A 22,117-nucleotide genomic window follows, 5' to 3' on the forward strand; every position below is an offset into this window, starting at 1 on the left:
AAAATGAAAAATAATAACAATCAATGGGCAAGCAAGATCGGTTTCCTGCTGGCGACAGCAGGAGCTGCGATAGGGCTTGGTAATCTATGGAAATTTCCATATTTAATGGGTAAGAACGGAGGATTTCCGTTTCTTCTCGCATATTTATTTTTTATATTGATACTGGGTATACCGGTTATGATAACGGAGATGTCAATAGGACGTATGAGCAGACATAATCCGGTAAGGGCATATGAAATCATAAATCCAAGAGCAAAGATTGTAGGGATACTTGGGGTTTTGTCTGCTTTTTTAATCCTTTCTTACTACAGTGTCATCGGGGGATGGATGTTAAAATACTTCTTTAGTTATCTAACTACATTCAATGCTCCGGAAAGCTTTGAAGCGTTTATTTCAAGTCCCGTTGAGCCTATCATTTGGCATTTTATATTCATGCTTCTTACGGGAGTGATTTGTTTCTTCGGCGTCAGCGGTATAGAAAAAGCAAGTAAAATAATGATGCCTACGTTATTTGTTTTGATAATTATAGTTATCATAAGGGGGCTTACTCTTCCGGGAGCGTCTGAGGGGCTTAAATTTATATTTAAACCCAACTTCGGTAACTTTACTTTTGATTCCATAAATACTGCTCTAAGTCAGGTCTTTTATTCTCTCAGTTTATGTATGGGGATAACCATTACTTACGGAAGTTATTTATCAAAAAAAGAGAACATAGAAAAGAGCTGCCTCAATGTTGCTTTGCTTGACACATGTATGGCTATACTTGCAGGTATAGCGATTTTTCCTGCGGTTTTTTCATTCGGACTTGAACCCGGACAGGGACCGAGCCTTATATTCGGGACTCTTCCCAAAGTGTTTGCTTCCATGAGCGGGGGGAGCATATTCGCACTTTTATTTTTCCTTATAATGTTTTTTGCGGCTCTTACCAGTGCTATTGCACTTTTAGAAGTAAGTACGTCTTTCACAATAGACAGTCTTAAATGGAATAGAAAGAAATCAATAGGTATTTTGACTGTAGTAATATTCTTCCTTGGGATATTCTCTTCGCTGTCTTTCGGTCCTTTGGCTGATGTAAGTATACTGGGCTACACATTTTTTGATTTTATAGGTATGATAACCGATAACATACTTCTTCCTTTAGGGGGTATATTTATGTGTTATTATGTAGGCTGGAAATGGGATACGACTAAACTGATAGACGAAATGGAAGCTTCGGGACATCCTTTTAAGCTTAAAAAGATATGGCTTTTCTGCATTAGATATATAACCCCTGTTCTTGTATTGATAGTTACTGTTACCGGATTTATAAATATATATACAAAAATCATAGGATAAATCAATGGAGATTACATTATAAACCGTATATTGGATATATTTTATTTATTTTAAGGGATAATAATATAATAAAATTAAAATTTTTATTAAAAAGGACGAAATCAAATAAGATACTCATAGTATTTGTTTTTATATAAATATAAGCTTATCATTATATAAATTTTAACCGGGTATAACTTCTGTTGTATCCGGTCTGTGGTATTCGTACAGTGTTGTTTCTATCGTGTGATTTTGTGATATACTTGCCGTTGTTCTTATAGTTAAAATACTGTCGCTCCTTCTTAATATATATTCTATTATTGTGACAGCAATAATAACGGGAGTCGTTGTCAATTTATACCGAAATCAATAAATTTCAAAGGATAGAAACTCTTGCGGTTTTCATTCATAAACTTGAAATATTTCACTAACTTTTGCAAGCTGAGCCGGAAGAAAATTAAAAAAATCAAAGATTTGAGATAGATAAATGAAAAAAATACTTCTTATTGCAACGGGAGGCACCATTGCTTCCATAAAGACAAAAAACGGAATGAAACCAAATACTTCCGCAGAGGAACTTATATCTTATATCCCCGAAATAAAAGATATATGTGGTGTGGATTATATACAGCTTTTTAATGTCGACTCCACGAACATTCAGCCCGAGCACTGGATAAAAATCGCAAAGTGCATAAAAGAAAAATATGAAGAATATGACGGATTTATAATAACTCACGGCACCGATACTATGGCATATACTTCGTCGGCTGTTTCATATTTAATTCAAAATCCTAAAAAGCCTGTTATACTCACAGGTTCTCAAAAACCGATAAATGCTGATATCACTGACGCAAAGAAAAATTTGATAGATAGTTTTACTTTCGCATGTGATGATGATATTCACGGAGTATATCTCGTATTCAACGGGAAAGCGATAGTTGGTACGAGAGCGAGAAAATTACGCTCAAAGAGCTATAATGCCTTTGAAAGTATAAATTATCCTGTTGCGGCTTTTATAGATGAAAATAGGATAATAAAGTATGTCGAAAAGGAAAGAAAAGAGAGTGATATAGTTTTCCATACGACCATTGATTCAAGAGTTTTTCTGCTTAAGTTGATACCGGGAATGGAGCCTGATATACTTGATTATATCTCAGATAATTATGATGTTATCGTAATCGAAGGGTATGGGGTAGGCGGACTGCCTTTTCACGATAAAAGAAACTTTTTTGATAAACTTCAAATGATTACCAAAAAAGGAAAGATAATAGTTCTTTCAACTCAGGTAATGCTTGAAGGCAGTGATGCAAAACTGTATGAAGTCGGGCATAAGACAGTTTCAAATTATAACGTACTGGAAGCGTATGATATGACTACGGAATCGGTGGTTGTAAAGCTCATGTGGATAACGAGCCTTACGAAGGATTTTAATGAGATAAAGAAGTTATTTTATAAAAAAATAAATCATGATATTTTAAGAATAGATTGATATAAAGAGTAAGGAAATAAATCCTTACTTTTTTTATTAATTTTTTTGTAATTTATTGTCATTTTGTGTATAATAAAACAGGTGTATAAAAATCAAATAATAATTAAGCAAAAGAAGTTTGTAGGAAAGTAGGTCAGACCTTACCGAAGGAGTAAAACTCTCAGGTGTCCATTAGGATAAGGACTATGAACGGATGTGGCTCTGGAGAATCTCTAAGGAGTGCCGAAGGTGCAAGATGTAATATTTAAAATTTAAAATTACATTAATCTCTCAGGCAAAAGGACAGAGTATAATAAGATTATTTTTATATTAAATAATGTTTATTATTCGGAGCTAAGTATGATTATATTTAGCTCTTTTTTTATCTTTTGTTTTAAAAACAGAAAGGATCAAAATTATGTGGGGAATTATTAATACATTTTTGACAAAGGTTGATGACCTTGTATGGGGTACGCCTCTTATTATACTTATTTTGGCGGGAGGGATTTTGCTGACTGTAAGGCTTGGTTTTTTACAGCTTCGTAAACTTCCTTTGGCTTTAAAATATATGGTTAAGAATGAAGAGGGAGGAGACGGTGAGGTTACATCTTTTGCTGCTTTGTGTACCGCTCTTTCCGCAACTATCGGAACGGGGAATATAGTGGGAGTTGCTACGGCGATAGCTGCCGGGGGACCCGGGGCATTATTCTGGATGGAAATAGCGGCATTCTTCGGAATGGCGACAAAGTATGCGGAAGGTCTTCTTGCTGTTAAGTATAGAGTGATAAGTAAGGATAACCATACTTTGGGAGGACCTTTTTACTATATCGAGCATGGTATGGGAAAGAACTGGAAGTGGCTTGCAAAGATATTTGCTTTCTTTGGTGTGTGCGTAGGTCTTTTCGGGATCGGTACGTTCTCTCAGGTAAATGGGATAACTTCTGCTGTTAAAAATTTCTTTGACCCTAACATGTCATGGAGCGTTACTATCCCTCATATCGGTACATATTCATGGGCGGTTATAATTGCATCCTTTATACTTAGTATTTGTGTTGCACTTGTACTTATCGGAGGTATCAAACGTATAGCTAATGTTTCTCAGATAATCGTTCCTTTTATGGCGGTTATTTATATTGCGATATGTGTAGTGCTTATGATATACAATGCTTCTGCAATCCCGGGAGCGATCAAAGTGATTGTTCAAGGGGCATATAATCCTTCTGCGATTACCGGCGGGGTGGTCGGAAGTATGATAATAGCTATGCAAAAGGGAGTTGCCAGAGGTATATTTTCAAACGAGGCGGGACTTGGTTCCGCTCCTATAGCAGCAGCTGCGGCTCAGACAAAAGAACCTGTCCGTCAGGGTCTTGTTTCCATGACCGGTACATTCATAGATACTATACTGATTTGTACCATGACGGGACTTTCTATAGTAATAACGGGAGCATGGCAGGTTAGCGGCTTGGAGGGGGTAGGTGTTACTACTTATGCCTTTAATCAAGGACTTCCTCTGCCTGCACAGGTATCGTCATTTATTTTGATGATGTGTTTGGTGTTCTTTGCTTTTACTACAATATTAGGCTGGGATTACTACTCCGAAAGATGTCTTGAATACTTATCGGGAGGTAAAGTAAAATATATCAAAGCTTTCAGATGGCTATATATCTTTGCTGTATTTATAGGACCTTATATGACCGTTAAAGCTGTATGGACCATAGCGGATATATTCAACGGGCTTATGGCTCTGCCTAATATGATCGCACTGTTCGCACTTAGCGGAGTCGTTGTATATGAAACCAAGAAGTATTTTATTAGAAGAAAGCACAGAGAAAATAAAAAGAAGAAGCAGGCAGCCTAAAATTAAAATAAAAAAGAGTTCCTTTAAGGGAACTCTTTTTAACTTCTAAGATAATTTAACAACTGCTGATTGAATTTTTTTAACTCGTCGTAAAAAATACCATGTCCGCTGTTTTCAAATGTAAATAACTTTGAACCTCTTATATATTCGTGCTGGATAACTCCAAGTTCGTACGGTACTATATCATCTTTTTTACCATGAAATATCCCTGTTGGGACACGTACACTACATAAGTCTTCCATTCCGCGTTCGTCTCTCAGTGAATATCCGGTCTCTACGGTACCTATACCTGAAGCCGAAAGAGAAATATCATAAAACCAATTTTTTATTTCTTCGCTGTGAGGTCTGTAAAATAGTTTTTCACTGAAGTTCTTTGAAAATTTTGCTCTGTCTGTTTTTGCCAGTCTTATCAGTTCATCTACGGAATCTCTGCTTACTCCGTAAGGAAATCCTTCAAAGCTCGTGAAGCTTGGAGCAGCAGCTCCAAGGAGTATCAATTTCTCAACTCCGTATCCGTCATAATTATTCATATATCTTAATACTATTGCTCCTCCCATAGAAAATCCGATAAGAGTGAAATAGTGTAAATTCAATTTGCATACCACTTTATATATATCTCTTGCCAATGTGTCGTAATCATATCCCCATGCCGGAGCGTCAGAGTTTCCAAAGCCTCTTAAGTCAAGAGTTATTACTCTGTATCCGCATTCCACGAGAAAGCGTTTTTGATATTCGAATATTTTATTTGATAAGGGCCAGCCGTGTATCATCAGTACGGTCTTACATGCATCAGGGTTTAGATCATAAACCGCGATTTTTACATTGTTTTCTACTTTTACATAAAACATTAAAAACTCCTTTCACACTATTGTATGAAAGGAGCATTGATTTAGTTATCGCACCTGTAGAAAAAACTTCCTGCATTGATGGTTGCTTTTTTAATTAAATCAAAAAAAATCAGTTTTTCTATATCCGTAAAATCTTTTGTGATTTCACCAAACCAGTTTTGTTCTATCCTTTTTAATTTTGGATATATTTTATATGATTTATCGGTGGGTTTTATATACGTGGATCTGTTGTCGGTTTTATTGTTTGTTTTTATTATATATCCTTCGCTTTCAAGTTTTACCATCATCTTTGCGACGGTACTTTTATCAATGTCCAAAAATCTGCAGAACTCATTTTGTATGATTTCCCCATTTTCGCAGAGTATTTTTATAAACGGTACCTGCCCTCCTGTTATATCCAAATTTTTCACTTGTTCGTTTACATACATCTGAGATTTCCTATGTAGTTTTGAAGTGTATTTTATTATATTGAATTTTGTTTTTTCTTTCATGGTTGGCTCCAAATAATAGTTTCCTTTGCAACCTTTATATTATAATCATAATTCTAAAAAGTCAAGAAATATTATCTTTGCTTGTTGACAAATATGTCATATTAGCTTAAAATTAGTCTAAAGCAGTAGAAATAGCTGTTTTTTTGTTTATAACATTAGTTGCAATACCAACATTAGGAGGTAGATTATGAGAAGTTATGTTATTACCATAGGAAGAGAGTACGGCTCCGGAGGTCGTATAATAGGTAAAAAGCTTGCAGAAATGCTGGATATCCCTTTCTATGATGAAGAACTTATAAATTTAATGGTAAAAGAAACGGGGCTTGCGTCCGATTTTATTAAGAATGTAGAAAATAGAAGACCATTGAGTTTCTTTTATGATACATCTTTCAGTTATGAAAATCTTCCTATTGAAGATCAGGTGAGTGTATCTGAAAGAGATATAGTAAAAAAGATAGCAGATAAAGGTCCATGTGTAATAGTGGGGATGTGTGCTGATTACATTTTAAGACATAAAGAAAACTGCATAAGAGTATTTATCCATGCTCCAAAAGAGGACAGAGTGAGTAGGGTAAAAGAAGTTTATAAGGTAAATGAAAAGAATATAGAAAAATATGTACATAAAACCGACAAGGCGAGAGCGGTTTATTATAACTATCAAACGGACAGGAAATGGAGCAGAGCTCAGAATTACGATTTGGTAATCAATAGTAATCTCGGACTTGATACTTCAGTAAAAATCATCAAAGATTTGGTTGACATAAAGGAGAGTGAATATATTGGCTAGAGAAAAAGAAATAAAAGTAGAAGAAAGAAAAGAAAATAAAATGGGTGTAATGCCCATAAATAAATTGATACTTTCGATGTCTCTTCCTATGATGATATCGATGCTGATACAGGCTTTATATAATATAGTAGACAGTATGTTTGTGGCTCAGATAAGTGAAAATGCACTTACGGCGGTATCCCTTGCTTTTCCCATTCAAAACCTTATGATAGCAGTCGCTGTAGGTACAGGGGTAGGTATCAATGCCTTTTTATCAAAATCCCTTGGGGAGAAAGAATACGATACCGCAAATAAGATTGCGAAGAATGCGATTTTTCTCGCTTTAATGAGTTACTTGGTATTCTTGTTATTTGGTATTTTCGGAGCAAATATGTTCTTTAGGACACAGACGGATATAGCTGATATAGTAAGTCAGGGAACTACTTATCTAAGAGTATGCTGTATCTTGTCATTTGGGGTTTTCTTCCAAATAACATTTGAAAGACTTCTTCAGTCTACGGGTAAGACAATATATAACATGTATACTCAAGGTCTCGGTGCCATTATAAATATTATCTTAGACCCTATAATGATATTCGGATTACTTGGTTTTCCTAAAATGGGAGTTGGAGGAGCAGCTCTCGCTACAGTTATAGGACAGATAGTTGCGGCAATTGCGGGGATATTTTTCAACCATTATAAAAATCATGAAATAGATATAAACTTAAAAGGGTTCAGACCTTCGCTTAATATAATAAAGAAGATATATGCCGTAGGAGTACCTTCCATTATAATGTCTTCCATTGCTTCCGTAATGACATTTGGAATGAATAAAATACTTATAACATTTTCATCTACCGCAACGGCGGTGTTTGGGGTATACTTCAAGCTTCAAAGTTTTATATTCATGCCTGTGTTCGGACTTAATAATGGTATGGTTCCTATAGTATCTTATAATTACGGAGCTAAAAAGAAAGACAGGATTACAAAGACTTTAAAGACCGGCATAGTCTATGCGGTCATTATAATGTTTATAGGATTTTTGATATTTGAATTCCTTCCGGATAAACTATTTATGATATTCAATGCTTCCGATACAATGATGCAGATAGGTGTTCCCGCACTTAGGATAATAGGTATTCACTATCTCATTGCCGGGGTGTCGATTTGTATAATGTCTGTATGTCAGGCTTTGGGACATGGTATAGCAAGTCTTATAATTTCTGCCGTAAGACAGCTTGTAGTGCTTCTTCCCGTTGCATTCATCCTATCCAAACTTTGGGGGATAAATGCTACATGGTGGGCATTCCCGATAGCCGAAGTAGTCGGTGTAAGTCTATGTATTTACTTTATATATAGGATATATCACAGAGATTTGAAATATCTGTAAAAACTTAAATGATAAAACACTCCTTATTGGGGTGTTTTTTATTATTTTATTGATTTTAATTAGTAAGAAATAAATATAAGAGGAAGCACTATAAAATTAAGAACATAATTAAAAAAATTATTAAACTCTTGTATTTAAACTATGGAAAATAAATTTTTTTTTACTTTTTGTTTATATTCTTTTTATTTCTTTAAAATATAAAGCTTTGTTTGCTTGATACAGCTAAGTCACAAAAATACTCTTTCTTTCATATTATATATAAATTTGTTTAAAGACGAGGGGATAAGTGTGATTACAATAAGTTTATGTATGATAGTAAAAAACGAAGAAGACGTATTGGATAGATGTTTGGATAGTGTGAAAAACATCGTCGATGAAATAATAATAGTAGACACGGGTTCAAAGGATAAGACAAAGGAAATAGCTTATAAATATACTGATAAGGTATATGATTTTAAATGGACGGATGATTTTTCCCTTGCAAGGAATTTTTCATTTTCCAAAGCCAATAAAGATTTTATCCTATGGCTTGATGCAGATGATGTGATAGAAGAAAAAGACAGGAAAGAATTTATTAAATTAAAAGAAACATTGGATAAAAACACCGATGTGGTAATGATGAAATATAACACTTCTTTTGACAGTGAAGGGAATGTTATATTTTCTTATTATAGAGAAAGACTTCTTAAAAACGTTCACAGAGATCTATGGAAGGGAGCGGTGCATGAGGCTATAGCTCCATACGGTATCACCCTTCATTCGAATATCGCCGTAACTCATAGAAAATTAAAAGTTTCTGACCCGGATAGGAATTTGAGGATATTCGAAAAGATGATTAAAGAAGGAGCAGAGTTAAATCCGAGAGAGCTGTTTTATTATTCCAGAGAGCTATATTATCATGAGAAATATCATGAAGCGATAGGGATGTTTCAGAAATTTTTATCTTTAAAGGATGGTTTTCTTGAAAATAAAATAGATGCGGCAAGGCTTCTTTATAAATGTTATGATAAAGTCGGGGAAGATGAACTCGCGGTAGAATCATTATTTAAAAGCTTTAAATATGATATTCCGAGAGCTGAGGTATGCTGTGATTTAGGTTATTATTTTATGTCCAAATCAAAATATAACCAGGCTATATATTGGTATAACAGGGCTTTATCATGTGAAAGAAAGGATAGTCTCGGAGGATTTGTTTTGGAGGACTGTTACAATTATATTCCCTTGATACAGCTTTGTGTATGTTATGACAAAATCGGTAACATAAAACTCGCAAATGAATATAATGAATTAGCAGGCTTATTTAAACCTGCTTCAAAGGAATACAAACTTAATAAAAAGTATTTTAAAGACAAACTTAATAAGTAAGTTTACTTTCTTATATGAATGGATCAATAATAAATAAGTTAAATATATGGTTTTATAACAGTAATTAAAAGAATAATTCAAATAATTTTTGAGGCTCACTATATATTGTAACTAATAGATTAAAAGTATTTGTAATATTAATATTATATAAGTTTATGTTCTCATATAAGTAAATTAAGGAGTGATATAATTTAATGTATGATTTTGATTTTGACAGCTTTCTAGAAGGCAGAAACAATGATATGAATAGAAATTATAGCTGTCATGAAAGCGAAAATTCATGTAATATGGAACCCGACGATTACTATCCGAACGATTATGATTATGACTGCGGATGTAACCCCGAGCCGGGATGTCCTTGTCCTCCACCACCTCCGGATCCCGGATGCTGTGTGACGGGTCCAACCGGTCCGAGAGGACCTAGAGGATGCCCCGGACCTATGGGTCCTACAGGAAGTCCCGGACCACAAGGACCAAGAGGCTTTAGAGGAGCTACGGGTGCAACAGGCGTCCAAGGACCTCAGGGACCTCAAGGTGTACAAGGTCCAACGGGTCCATCAGGAACAGGAGCGACCGGTGCTACAGGAGCAACAGGTCCACAGGGTATTCAGGGAGTTACGGGTCCAACCGGTCCTACAGGGGCAGGTGTGACTGGTCCAACAGGACCTACCGGTATCCAGGGTGCTCAGGGACCACAAGGACCTCAGGGACTAAGAGGTGAAACAGGCGCAACAGGAGCAACAGGTTCTGTCGGTGCAACAGGTGCGACAGGCTCAACAGGGGCACAAGGTCTGGCAGGAGAGATAGGACCAACAGGTCCGACCGGTGCCACGGGTATTGGTATAACAGGTCCAACGGGACCAACAGGAGCAACAGGTGCAGCGGGAGCAACCGGACCAACAGGGGCTACCGGAAGTCAGGGAGCTCAAGGTGAAGTTGGTCCAAGAGGAGCAACCGGTGCCACAGGAGCAACTGGTGCCAGCGTAACCGGAGCTACAGGTATAACAGGTCCAACTGGACCTACGGGTGTAACTGGTGCCACAGGAGCAACCGGTGCCACGGGTATTGGTATAACAGGTCCAACCGGACCAACAGGACCTAGAGGAGCCACAGGTGCTACAGGTCCAACCGGACCAACAGGTCCTAGAGGTTACAGCGGTGATCAAGGTATCGAAGGTGAAAAGGGCGAAAAAGGTGAAGTTGGAGATATAGGTCCAACCGGAGCAACCGGACCAACAGGTCCTACGGGAGCCACAGGAGCCACAGGAGCTACAGGGGCAGAAGGAGCACAAGGTTTAGCAGGTGAAATCGGTCCAACAGGACCAACGGGAGCAACAGGAGCTACCGGAGCAACAGGACCAACGGGTCCAACAGGAGCAGACGGTGCAGTTGGTCCTACTGGAGCAGATGGCGTTCAAGGTTTGGCAGGAGAAATCGGTCCGACCGGTCCTACCGGTGAAACAGGACCAGAAGGTCCGCAGGGTATCCAGGGTGAAATCGGTCCGACCGGTCCTACCGGTGAAACAGGACCAGAAGGTCCGCAGGGTATTCAAGGTGAAATCGGTCCGACAGGACCAACAGGTGCAGGCGGTCAGCAGGAAGTTGTTGCTGCGGTTAATGAAAACCCTTCAACTTATAACTCATCCGATTTGATAGGTTTTGAAAGAACTACTACTTTAGTTGGAAATAGTTTTTCTCATACTGACGGTTCTCCTGAATTTATAATCAATGAACCGGGACTATATCAGGTATATTATCATCTGACAGCAAGTGCAGGCGGAGCAGGAGTAGTATATCCTTATACTGTTTCATTCTCGGTAGTACAAGACAATACAACAATATACAATGCAGATTCAAGTGCAAGCTTAAAAAGCGATATAGATACAGAGCTTGCAAGTGCAAATTCAATGTTCTACGTTGCAGGTACGACACCTGCCACAGTTTCACTTAGAAATAACAGTAATAATGTAACAATAACCAATTCAATAATGGTAATAATCAAAATAGCATAGTTTTAAAGACTAAAATATACTTTGACCGCATTTATTTTTAAGTGCGGTCAAATAATGCTTTACTTTTGATTTGTTTTATGATATATTAAATACATATTAAATCACTAAACAGAATGATACATGGTTTTGAGTCATTTTTTAGGTGGCTTGTAATCATGTTTTTTTATTTTCTATAAGAGCAGTAAAAGAATTGTACCAGATGTATGTTCTTAAAATTACAATCTTAAGTTATATAAAAATTCGTGCAGTTTTGGATTTATAAATAATATTAAGGAGGTATCATTATGAACAATGGTACAGTAAAATGGTTTAACCAAGAAAAAGGATATGGATTTATATCTAACGACGAAACAGGAGAAGATGTATTTGTACATTACAGTGCAATAACAGGTGAAGGTTTCAAAAGCTTAAACGAAGGACAAAAAGTAACTTATGACGTTGAAGCTGATACAAAAAACAAAAGCAGATTCAGAGCTGTTAACGTAGCAGCTTGCTAATAACTTTGATTTTAAAGCAGAACATAATGTTCTGCTTTTTTTATTATAATTTTTAAAAATATTTTTTTTAAAAACCATTTAAATCATTAAAACTATTTGAAAATCAGAATTATGTTATATAAAAGAAAGTTCTATCCATAATAAATGGAATTAAATATTTTAACAATATTAATACTTTGTTTTATATTTGTTTAATTAGAAGAATGTTATTTGATTGTTCATTTCTGTTGATGAGGTTATATAAGATAAATTTATTTTCATAAGTTTATATTTATTGCTTATTCTTATTAAATAGTAATTTTTTATCTATTATCTTTTATATCCCAATTATCAAATGACTGAAAAGTCTGAAATTTGTCTATACTTGATTTTGAACTATTAATGTTTATTCTGCTTGTGATTTATGTATTATTACAGTAAAATGAAATATAAGAAATATAAATTATGATTAATATAAACTAAATAAAGTGAGGGAAGAATGAACAGCGATTTTATAAACTTAACAGAAGATAATCTTTACGATGAACATTTATGCTGCATTATCCGTACAAGGAAATTTCATCCCGGCATTGATGCAAAGAGGAAATGGCTTTCCGATAGATTGAAAGAAGGTCATGTTTTTAGAAAATTAAATGAAAAAGCTACTGTTTTTATCGAATATGCGCCTCTTGAATTATCTTGGGTCCCTATAGTCGGTGATAATTATTATTATATATACTGCTTGTGGGTCCTTGGGGAATATAAAGGTAAGGGGTATGGCAGGGAGCTGATGGAGTATTGTTTAAATGACGCAAAAGAAAAGGGTAAATCCGGTATATGTATGCTTGGCTCAAAAAGGCAAAAGTCCTGGCTTTCCGATCAGTCCTTTGCAAAGAAGTTCGGTTTTGAAGTTGTGGATACCACTGACAACGGATATGAGCTTTTGGCACTCTCTTTTGACGGGACAGAACCAAAGTTTGCTCAAAATGCAAAAAAAGAGAAAATCGAACATAAAGAGCTGACAATTTATTATGATATGCAGTGTCCATATATAGAGCAAAAAGTAAATTTTGTAAAAAAGTATTGTGAAGAAAATGATGTTCCTTTGTCTTTGATAGAAGTGCATACGCTAAATGAGGCAAAGGAACTCCCTTGTGTATTCAATAATTGGGCTGTGTTTTATAAAGGAAAATTTGAAACAGTAAACTTACTTTCGGATTCAAATACTTTAAAGAGGATACTAAAAAAATAGATTTGGATTTGTTTATGGTATTCAAATATTTGATATTATATAAAATGATTTTCATTTATGATATAGCAAGTTTCTAAAAGGAAAAATTTTATTTATTAAGTGATAATCAGCTATATTACTTTATCTTAATCAGATGTGTCGTTTAATATTAATAATGAGGTACAAATAGGATACAAATAAACAATTATAATTATGTAATATAGCATATATCCGTATTACATATAGGGTTTATTTATATTTTGACTTATTGAATATACTTATCTTTAAGTTTAAATCAGTTAAGAGGTATCTTTATTATTAAAAAATTTATAAGATATTGACTAAATAAGTAAAAAATGTTATATTCTAATTAGTTATACGACTGACGGAAAAGTGGAGTTTACCACGTGAAGTATAATGATTATTATAAGCCGACCGTCTGGGCATGAGCCTGGATTGGTGGGCTTTTTTGATTATAAAGGAGTAAGTTATGAAAGAAATAGAATTAAAGTATGGATGTAACCCAAATCAAAAACCTGCAAGAGTGTATATGAAAAAGGGAGATTTGCCTATAACGGTATTAAACGGGACACCCGGATATATAAATTTGCTTGATGCATTTAACAGCTATCAGCTGGTAAAAGAATTGAAAGAAGCAACGGGGATTGCTTCCGCCGCATCCTTTAAGCATGTATCTCCGGCAGGTACCGCTGTTGGTATGCCTCTCGATGAAAAGCTTAAGAAAATGTATTTTGTAGATGATGATATCGAACTAACGGATATTTCTTCTGCTTATATAAGAGCCAGAGGAGCGGACAGGATGTCTTCTTACGGTGATTTTGCAGCATTATCCGATGAATGTGATAAAGCCACTGCGATGTATTTATCAAAAGAAGTTTCCGACGGAATAATAGCACCATCGTATTCAAAAGAAGCCCTTGAAATACTTAAGAAGAAGAAAAAGGGGAATTACCTTATTATTCAAATAGATGAAAGTTATGAACCTCAAAAGTTAGAAACAAAAGAAGTGTTCGGTGTTACATTTGAGCAGGGCAGGAATGATATCAAGATAGATGAAGAAATATTAAAGAATATAGTTACAAAGAATAAAGATATGAGTGAGAATGCAAAGAGAGACTTAATCATAGCGCTTATAACTCTTAAGTATACTCAGTCAAATTCAGTATGTTATGTAAAAGACGGACAGGCGATAGGCATAGGTGCCGGACAGCAGTCAAGGATACACTGCACCAGACTTGCGGGGAATAAAGCGGATACTTGGTTTTTAAGAAGCCATGACAAAGTATTAAACCTTCCTTTCAAAGAGGGGATAAGAAGAGCGGACAGAGATAATGCTATAGATGTATATATTTCGGAAGAACACGATGATGTTTTAAGAGACGGCAGTTGGGAAAACGTGTTTTCTCATAAACCTGAAGTACTCACTATAGAAGAAAAGAAGGCATACTTAAAAGAAATGAAAGATGTTTCTCTCGGTTCCGATGCTTTCTTCCCCTTTGGAGACAATATAGAAAGAGCATTTAAGAGCGGGGTCAAATATATAGCCGAAGCAGGTGGTTCAATAAGGGACGATAATGTTATCGAAACTTGTGATAAATACGACTTGGTAATGTCATTTATCGGAACTAGATTGTTCCACCATTAATATAATATAATTTCCTAAAAACTTCCAAGGGGCAGCCTGGCTTCGGCAGGCTGTCTTTTTATTTAATTATAATATTAAAAATTAATTAAATACTGTCATGTCGCAGAGGATAAGTGATATAATCCCTTTATAGTATTTTTAAAGGAGAGAATAATGAAGAAAGTAATTATTATATTTATGTGTGCATTTATGTCTCTCGGTATCTTATCGGGGTGCGGAGCCAATGATAGTTCCAATTCATCAAATGACAAAAATCATGTGAATATCATAGAAGATGATAATATCACGGCAGTTCAGGATGACAACGAACTTGAAATCAGATTAAATGATTTTAAAGGAAAGAAAGAATATATATTAAATTTAAATGATAATGCGGATATTAATGTGGATTATAATTTAAATAAAGGATCTTTAAGGTTTACTTTAAAAAAGGAAAACGGGCTTGAACACTTTAGTGCTGATTTGTATAAAACAGGAGAGTATACCTTTGAAGTTGGAAGCAAAGGTATTTATACGTTGATAATTGAAGGAAAAAATGTAAGCGGCAAAGTTGAATTAGAGGTAGATTAGATATTATTAAAAAGTAAGTAACAATCAAATATGATATAGAATAATCGGTTTGTGCCGATTATTTTTATTGATTAAAAGTTATTTTAAGGATAAAATACCTATATAATGAAGAGGTAAAAATGAAACTAAACAGAGAATTTTATTTAAGAGACTGTGTTGAAGTGGCAAGAGACTTGCTTGGAAAAGCCTTTGTCCACGATACGAAAGAGGGTATAACGAAAGGGATAATTGTAGAGACCGAAGCTTACAACGGTGCGATAGATAAAGCAAGTCATTCTTATAAATATAAAAGGACAAAGAGGACGGAGATACAATTTGGATTAGGCGGATATGCATATGTTTATTTTATATATGGGATGCATTTTAACATAAATATCGTAACGGGAACGGAAGGTGAACCTCAGGGTGTTTTGATAAGGGGTATACAGCCGACTTATGGGATAGATTTGATGAAAGAAAGGCGAAAGACCGATAACCTGAGTAATCTAACCAACGGTCCCGCTAAACTTTGTCAGGCTATGGGAATAACAAAAGAGCAGTACGGGATTGACCTATGTAATTCAAATCTTTATATTGAAGAGGGAATAGACGTAGAAGATGAAGATGTTGATATAACAAAAAGAATAAATATAGATTATGCCAGGGAAGATAAAGATAGGCTTTGGAGATTTACTATTCGGGAAAAAGCCCGAAGTCTTCTTTTAAAATAAATTTTTCCTTAAGGGGCGCCGCCCCTTACACCCACATTAGGGGTTCCACCCCTAAAACCCCGGCACTTTTTTAAAGATAAAAAAGGGCAGGGTTTATAAGGGACGGAGTCCCTTAAATATTAACTTCTGAAAGCTCTCCCGTAACGGAATCCATTATAAAACCTCTTATTACTATATCCTTTGGTATTAGGGGATGAGTCCTTAACATTTCCGTGGATTCTTTTACCGATTCTTCCACGCACTCAAAACCTGCAAGCCATGAATCAAAATCGATACCGCAGTGACGGATGAAATTGATTTTTTCTTCTTCGATACCCCTCTCTTTCATCTTTTCAATCATCATATCGCTGTTTATATTCTGAACTCCGCAGTCTGTATGTCCGATGACCATAATTTCTTCGATACCCAGTTCATATATAGCTACCAATATACTTCTTACCACACTTCCGAATAAGTGAGATACTACTCCTCCCGCATTTTTGATTATTTTTACGTCTCCGTTTTTTATCCCAAGAGCTTCGGGAAGAAGAGTTGTGAGCCTCGTATCCATACAAGTAAGTATAGCTATCTTCTTGTCGGGATATTTGCTTGTTATATGCTTTTCGTACATCTTTTCTTCTACGAATTTTTTATTATATTCAATTAATTCTTTCATTTCATACCTCTTATATAAGTCGGATATTTTATCCTCTTTTTATTTTTAAGTAATATTATATATCATTTATTGGTTTATTAAAATATTTTTGATGTTTATTGTTTATAAAAATTATATTTTAAATTTTGTACGATATAATAAGAAAATATTTGTATGCATTGGCTAACATGATATAATAAATATGTAATAAATAGTATAATATAATTATATTAATCAAAAATAAATAAAAGGATATTAATATTTCCCATTGACACAATGGGGAATTATGGTATACTTTAGTTAAATAATAATTAGCATATGTTAAAAACTATCTATATTTTTAAATAAAAGGAGCAGAAAATGAAAAAAGAAAAATATGATATAACGGGCATGAGCTGCTCTGCCTGCTCGTCAAGGATAGAAAAAGATTTATCAAAGGTGGAAGGTGTTGACAGCGTAAGCGTAAACCTTCTTACGAACAGTATGAATGTGTCTTACGACGAAAGTGTCCTGACCAGCGGAGATATTATTTCTTCGGTTCAGAAGTCAGGGTACGGAGCAAGCGTACATGACGGGAGTAATACTACTCAAAATAAAAAGGAAGACAGTGTCAAAAAGGACAGCGAAGATGAAATAAAATCAATGAAAAACAGATTTATCATTTCGCTTATATTCTTAATTCCTCTTATGTATATAGCAATGTATCATATGTTTGACGGATTTTTAGGCTTTAAGACTCCTGATTTCATAATGACTTTATTTCACGGTAATGAAAATGCGATAACCTTTGCCTTTATTCAGTTCCTGCTTGTTCTCCCTATAATGTACGTTAACAGAAAGTACTATATAGTAGGTTTCAAGACTTTATTCAAATTAAGCCCAAACATGGATTCTCTTATAGCTATAGGCTCTTCTGCGGCTGTTGTGTACGGAGTGTTCGCTATATTCAGGATAGGGTTTGGTCTCGGACATGGAGATATGAGTATCGTTGATAGGTACAGCATGGATCTGTATTTTGAGTCAGCGGGTATGATACTAACTCTTATTACTCTCGGTAAATATCTTGAAACCAGGTCAAAGGGAAAGACCAGCGAAGCTATCACAAAGCTTATGAACCTGGCTCCAAAGACTGCAATAGTTGAAAAGGACGGAGAGGAAATGGAAGTCCTTGCTGAGCAGGTCATAAAAGGAGATATAGTAATAGTTAAGCCCGGAAGCAGTATTCCCGTTGACGGAGTTATAGTTTCGGGTTCTACTTCAATAGACGAATCTATGATAACGGGGGAGAGTATCCCCGTTGAAAAGGCAAAGGGCGATAAAGTTATCGGGGCTACCATAAATAAGTCGGGGTACTTTAAATTCGAGGCTACAAACGTAAATGAAGATACTACGATTAATAAAATCATAAAACTTGTTGAAGAAGCCAGTTCTTCAAAAGCGCCAATAGCAAAGATAGCTGATAAGATTTCGGGGATATTCGTTCCCGTCGTGATTACCATTGCGGTAGTTGCGGCTGCCGTTTGGATAATTATGGGTGAGAGTTTTGAATTTGCACTTTCCATAGGTATAGCGGTGCTTGTTATTTCATGTCCTTGCGCCCTTGGGCTTGCGACTCCGGTTGCCATAATGGTAGGTACGGGGAAGGGAGCGGAGAATGGTATACTCATAAAATCCGGAGAAGCTCTTGAAATAGCTCACAGTATCGATACCGTGGTAATGGATAAGACTGGAACCATAACCAAAGGAGAACCTAGAGTAACCGACATAATCAATGCTGACTTAGATGAAAATGAACTGTTAAAAATAGCAAAAGGGCTGGAGAAGTCAAGCGAACATCCTTTGGCAGAAGCAATAATAAAATACGCCGATGAAAAAGGTATCAAAGATATAGATACTACTGATTTTGAAGCCATATTCGGTAAAGGTGTCAAAGCAAAAATAAATAATAAGACTTACTATGCCGGAAATAAAGCTCTTATGACTGAGCAGGGTGTAGATATAAGTAAATATGAAGAAACTATAAATACTTTGGCTGACGACGGAAAAACTCCTTTGATTTTTTCCGATGAAAAGAATGTAATAGGGATAATCGCCGTAGCGGATGTGGAAAAGGAAACAAGCAAGGAAGCCATAGATTTATTTAAGAGTATGAATATAGATGTAGTAATGCTTACCGGAGACAATGCAAGGACTGCAAAGGCAATACAAAGAAAGCTTGGGATCCCTAAAGTTATTTCGGAAGTACTTCCCGATGATAAAGAAGCTAAAATATCTGAAATACAAAACAGCGGAAAGAAAGTTGCAATGGTAGGTGACGGCATAAACGACGCTCCGGCGTTAGCCAGAGCAGATGTGGGTATCGCTATAGGTGCGGGGACAGACGTAGCGATAGAAAGTGCGGATATCGTACTTATGAAAAGCGACTTGCTGGACGCTGTGACTGCGGTTAAATTAAGTAAGGCGGTTATCAAAAATATAAAGGAAAACCTGTTTTGGGCATTTTTCTATAACAGTGTAGGTATCCCTTTGGCGGCAGGTGTATTCTATACGACTTTGGGCTGGAGCTTAAGCCCTATGTTCGGTGCGGCGGCAATGAGCCTTAGCAGTGTTTGTGTGGTTACCAATGCTTTAAGACTTAAATTTTTCAAGGTGGAACATGGTAAGAAAACCGTTAAGGACGATAATACAAATAATACTGGGGTTATAGATGATAAAGCGAATAATAAAAAGCAGATAGTAATAAAAGGAATGACTTGTTCACACTGCACTGCGGCGGTTGAAAAAGCACTTAAAGAAGTAGAGGGGGTAGAAGCCGATAAGGTGGATTTGGATTCTAAATCCGCTTATATAGCTCTTGATAAGCCTGTAGAGGATAAAATATTAAAAGAAGTTATAAAAAATGCAGGATACAAAGTTGTAAAAATAAAATAAGTTTTATAGTATTATTATATTATATATAAAAAAATCCTTGAGGGTATCCTCGGGATTTTTTATTTTAAATGGTTTATGGGTATTAGTAGCTTTTATAAAGATAATAAATTATTCTATTGACAAATATGCAAATATGTAATATATTACTTATATTAAGTAATATATTACATATTTGAGGTGAGCAATGAAAATTATAAAGGGATTACTTATTTGGATACTTATTTTTATATTTGCATTTTTGAACGGGGGGCTAAGAGAATATCTTTTAATTCCTTATTTAGGAGAAAAGATAGGGCTTGTAATGAGCGGTATCATACTAATTTTAGTTATAATGATAATTTCATTAATATTTGTGCCTAGACTTGGATTAAAATCGTCAGGAGAAGCTTTTTATGTAGGTTTTATGTGGTTTTTACTGACAAATTTATTTGATTTGTTCAGTATTTATTCATCCGGAGGGGATTTTATGGATTTTATTTCTATGTTTAATATATCTGGAGGAAATTTATGGACATTTGTCGTTATAGTGACATTATTGTCTCCGCTATTGATATATAAAATTAAAAATAAGCAGTAAGGAAATGATTATGAAACTACTAAATTACGATAACGAACATTTGATTTTTGGTTTACTCTTTATGATATCCAATAAACTTCAGGTCATAGGAGATAGTTTTTATGATGAGATAACTGTAAAGCAGTGGTTTGTACTGGTGGTTATAGATACATTCAAGGAAGAGTATCCAAGCCTTTCGGATGTGGCGAATATGGTTGGGAGTTCTCATCAGAATGTTAAGCAGATAGTAAATAAACTTATCAGTAAAGGATACCTTAAAATAGTTCAGGATGAGAATGACAAAAGAAGGAGCCTTATAAAAATGACAGACAAGTGCGAAAAACTTCAAAATGATTATAAAGAAAAGGAAAGTGAATTTATGAGAGATCTTTTCAGAGGTACTAAAGAAGAGGATTTGAAAAAAGTAGTGGAAGTATTTCTTAGGTTGAGTGAAAATATAGAGGAGATGAAATATGAATAAAGTAATTTTGCTTTACGCTTCAAAGCACGGGAGTTCAAAGGAATATGCCGATATGATAGGAACTGAACTTGACGTTAAAGCAGTTGATATAGCTAAGTTTAATTGCGTTAAAAAAGAAGATTACGATACTATTATCTTTGTATCGGGAGTATATGCTTCAAAAATCAATAAGATAGATACAATAAAAAATAGTTTTAATAAATTTGATAATATAATTATCTGCCCTGTAGGCTTCAGCGAATATAATGAAGAAATAAAGAATAATATAGAAAACAATTTTAATCAAGAAGAACTAAAAAAAGTTAATATTTTTTATCTTAGAGGAGCTTTAGATATTTCCAAACTTTCATTTTTGGAAAAAATGATGATGAACATAATGAAAAAGATGTTGAAGAAAAATCCCGAAGAGAATAAAGAAATGCTTGCTGCATTTGATAAGCCTGTTTCATTTATAAATAAGGATAATATAAAAGATTTGATATCTTATGTGAAAGAAATTTAAAGGTGTGATATATAATATAAAATAAAGCTAATTATCAATAAAAAGAATTATTACAAGAGGTAATAATTCTTTTTTGTTATTGATTAAAAAAATAGTCTTTTAAAATATATATGTTATATCTTAGTAAGCAACAATATATTTAATTAATTAAATCATATTTATAAGTTTTATGGAGATATATTATTTCTGTAATTAAATGTAATCAGTATTATATAGTTCTATTGTATATGTTGATAAATAATTAAATTATCTTAAATATTATTTTATTGACATTGACAAAGTATGAGCTTAAAAGTAGTATTATATTAAGTTAAATCATACATTAATTTGATAAAAGGGGAGAGAACATGAGAAGATCGGAATTAGTGGCTGCATTTAAAAGTGATATAAATACAGTGTGGGATGTCATGACGAATAACAAAGATTTTTCTTGGAGAAGTGATTTAGACAGGATAGAGATATTAGATAAAGAAAATTTTGTCGAATATACCAAAGATGGATTTTCCACAAGTTTTAAGATAACAGCAAAAGAGAAACCACATTTATATAAATTCGACATGGAGAATAAAAACTTTAAAGGGAAATGGATCGGTGAGTTCAGAGAGACCGAAGACGGCGGATGTGAAATAACATTTATAGAAGAAATCTATATAAAAAGTAAAGTCATGGAAATATTATCTCATTTGTTTATGAATTTAAAGAAAATGCAGGATACTTATGTAAGGGATCTGAAAGTTAAGCTTGGGGAAGACGTTTAACGTGCTTTTTGCAAATATAAAACATAAGGAAACTAGCAAATCTCCCTATAAGGGAATTTGCTCATGTTATTCGGGGGCTAAAGCTTGAAT

20 protein-coding genes and 2 riboswitches are annotated in these 22,117 nt (G+C 34.7%); of the genes, 17 read left to right on the forward strand and 3 right to left on the reverse strand.

Annotated elements, in window-relative coordinates; genetic code table 11:
• Positions 1-3: 3 nt before the first annotated feature.
• From NSA01_RS02425 to NSA01_RS02435, 3 genes are all read left to right on the forward strand, one after another.
• Entirely contained in the window at positions 4-1,335 is a 1,332-nt protein-coding gene (locus tag NSA01_RS02425) for a sodium-dependent transporter (RefSeq protein WP_257479922.1), read from the forward strand.
• A 466-nt stretch (positions 1,336-1,801) separates the two neighbouring features.
• Positions 1,802-2,803: an asparaginase gene (locus tag NSA01_RS02430; RefSeq protein ID WP_257479923.1), complete on the forward strand. Its 1,002-nt coding sequence runs from the start codon at positions 1,802-1,804 to the stop codon at positions 2,801-2,803.
• Positions 2,804-2,994: 191 nt separating this feature from the next.
• Positions 2,995-3,099, forward strand: a riboswitch (glycine riboswitch).
• A 101-nt stretch (positions 3,100-3,200) separates the two neighbouring features.
• Positions 3,201-4,640, forward strand: coding sequence for an alanine/glycine:cation symporter family protein (locus NSA01_RS02435; RefSeq protein ID WP_257479924.1), 1,440 nt, complete (start codon positions 3,201-3,203; stop codon positions 4,638-4,640).
• Between the two features lie 38 nt (positions 4,641-4,678).
• Here the strand turns inward: NSA01_RS02435 and NSA01_RS02440 are convergent, their stop codons facing one another.
• Both NSA01_RS02440 and NSA01_RS02445 read right to left on the reverse strand, forming a co-directional pair.
• Positions 4,679-5,488 carry an alpha/beta fold hydrolase gene (locus tag NSA01_RS02440; protein WP_257479925.1) on the reverse strand — a complete coding sequence of 270 codons (810 nt, stop codon included), beginning with the start codon at positions 5,486-5,488 and terminating at the stop codon, positions 4,679-4,681.
• A gap of 41 nt (positions 5,489-5,529) precedes the next feature.
• Positions 5,530-5,979 (reverse strand): MarR family winged helix-turn-helix transcriptional regulator, encoded by a 450-nt coding sequence (locus tag NSA01_RS02445; protein ID WP_257479926.1) that lies wholly within the window; start codon positions 5,977-5,979, stop codon positions 5,530-5,532.
• 187 nt (positions 5,980-6,166) lie between these two features.
• On the opposite strand from NSA01_RS02445, the gene NSA01_RS02450 reads away from it, so the two are divergent.
• From NSA01_RS02450 to NSA01_RS02490, 9 genes are all read left to right on the forward strand, one after another.
• Positions 6,167-6,766: a cytidylate kinase-like family protein gene (locus tag NSA01_RS02450; RefSeq protein WP_257479927.1), complete on the forward strand. Its 600-nt coding sequence runs from the start codon at positions 6,167-6,169 to the stop codon at positions 6,764-6,766.
• A 40-nt stretch (positions 6,767-6,806) separates the two neighbouring features.
• On the forward strand, positions 6,807-8,135 hold the full coding sequence (locus tag NSA01_RS02455; RefSeq protein ID WP_257479942.1) for an MATE family efflux transporter: 1,329 nt from the start codon (positions 6,807-6,809) through the stop codon (positions 8,133-8,135).
• Between the two features lie 309 nt (positions 8,136-8,444).
• A complete protein-coding gene (locus NSA01_RS02460; RefSeq protein ID WP_306813832.1) occupies positions 8,445-9,500 on the forward strand; it encodes a glycosyltransferase in 1,056 nt (351 codons plus the stop codon).
• 194 nt (positions 9,501-9,694) lie between these two features.
• Positions 9,695-11,512: a collagen-like protein gene (locus tag NSA01_RS02465; protein ID WP_306813829.1), complete on the forward strand. Its 1,818-nt coding sequence runs from the start codon at positions 9,695-9,697 to the stop codon at positions 11,510-11,512.
• 284 nt (positions 11,513-11,796) lie between these two features.
• Complete coding sequence (locus NSA01_RS02470; protein ID WP_257479929.1) at positions 11,797-12,009, forward strand: cold-shock protein; 213 nt, start codon at positions 11,797-11,799, stop codon at positions 12,007-12,009.
• 478 nt (positions 12,010-12,487) lie between these two features.
• Positions 12,488-13,240, forward strand: a complete 753-nt coding sequence (locus tag NSA01_RS02475; protein ID WP_257479930.1) for an N-acetyltransferase — start codon at positions 12,488-12,490, stop codon at positions 13,238-13,240.
• Between the two features lie 347 nt (positions 13,241-13,587).
• Positions 13,588-13,671, forward strand: a riboswitch (ZMP/ZTP riboswitch).
• A gap of 38 nt (positions 13,672-13,709) precedes the next feature.
• The gene (locus NSA01_RS02480; RefSeq protein ID WP_257479931.1) at positions 13,710-14,885 is read left to right on the forward strand and encodes a phosphoribosylaminoimidazolecarboxamide formyltransferase; all 1,176 of its coding nucleotides are present in this window, start codon (positions 13,710-13,712) and stop codon (positions 14,883-14,885) included.
• Positions 14,886-15,038: 153 nt separating this feature from the next.
• Positions 15,039-15,455, forward strand: coding sequence for a hypothetical protein (locus tag NSA01_RS02485; protein WP_257479932.1), 417 nt, complete (start codon positions 15,039-15,041; stop codon positions 15,453-15,455).
• A gap of 119 nt (positions 15,456-15,574) precedes the next feature.
• Positions 15,575-16,165: a DNA-3-methyladenine glycosylase gene (locus NSA01_RS02490; RefSeq protein WP_257479933.1), complete on the forward strand. Its 591-nt coding sequence runs from the start codon at positions 15,575-15,577 to the stop codon at positions 16,163-16,165.
• Positions 16,166-16,277: 112 nt separating this feature from the next.
• Here NSA01_RS02490 and NSA01_RS02495 read toward each other — a convergent pair whose 3' ends face one another.
• Positions 16,278-16,820 carry a beta-class carbonic anhydrase gene (locus NSA01_RS02495; protein WP_257479934.1) on the reverse strand — a complete coding sequence of 181 codons (543 nt, stop codon included), beginning with the start codon at positions 16,818-16,820 and terminating at the stop codon, positions 16,278-16,280.
• A 339-nt stretch (positions 16,821-17,159) separates the two neighbouring features.
• Here NSA01_RS02495 and NSA01_RS02500 point away from each other — a divergent pair, with 339 nt between their 5' ends.
• From NSA01_RS02500 to NSA01_RS02520, 5 genes are all read left to right on the forward strand, one after another.
• Complete coding sequence (locus tag NSA01_RS02500; protein ID WP_257479935.1) at positions 17,160-19,730, forward strand: heavy metal translocating P-type ATPase; 2,571 nt, start codon at positions 17,160-17,162, stop codon at positions 19,728-19,730.
• Between the two features lie 184 nt (positions 19,731-19,914).
• Entirely contained in the window at positions 19,915-20,307 is a 393-nt protein-coding gene (locus NSA01_RS02505; RefSeq protein ID WP_257479936.1) for a hypothetical protein, read from the forward strand.
• 10 nt (positions 20,308-20,317) lie between these two features.
• A complete protein-coding gene (locus NSA01_RS02510; protein WP_257479937.1) occupies positions 20,318-20,767 on the forward strand; it encodes a MarR family winged helix-turn-helix transcriptional regulator in 450 nt (149 codons plus the stop codon).
• Complete coding sequence (locus NSA01_RS02515; protein WP_257479938.1) at positions 20,760-21,269, forward strand: flavodoxin domain-containing protein; 510 nt, start codon at positions 20,760-20,762, stop codon at positions 21,267-21,269. Before NSA01_RS02510 ends, NSA01_RS02515 begins: the two co-directional genes overlap by 8 nt.
• Positions 21,270-21,616: 347 nt before the next feature.
• Positions 21,617-22,027, forward strand: a complete 411-nt coding sequence (locus tag NSA01_RS02520; RefSeq protein WP_257479939.1) for a hypothetical protein — start codon at positions 21,617-21,619, stop codon at positions 22,025-22,027.
• Positions 22,028-22,117: the final 90 nt, after the last annotated feature.

The sequence above is a fragment of the Anaerofustis stercorihominis genome (genome assembly GCF_024623185.1).
Lineage (GTDB): Bacteria > Bacillota > Clostridia > Eubacteriales > Anaerofustaceae > Anaerofustis.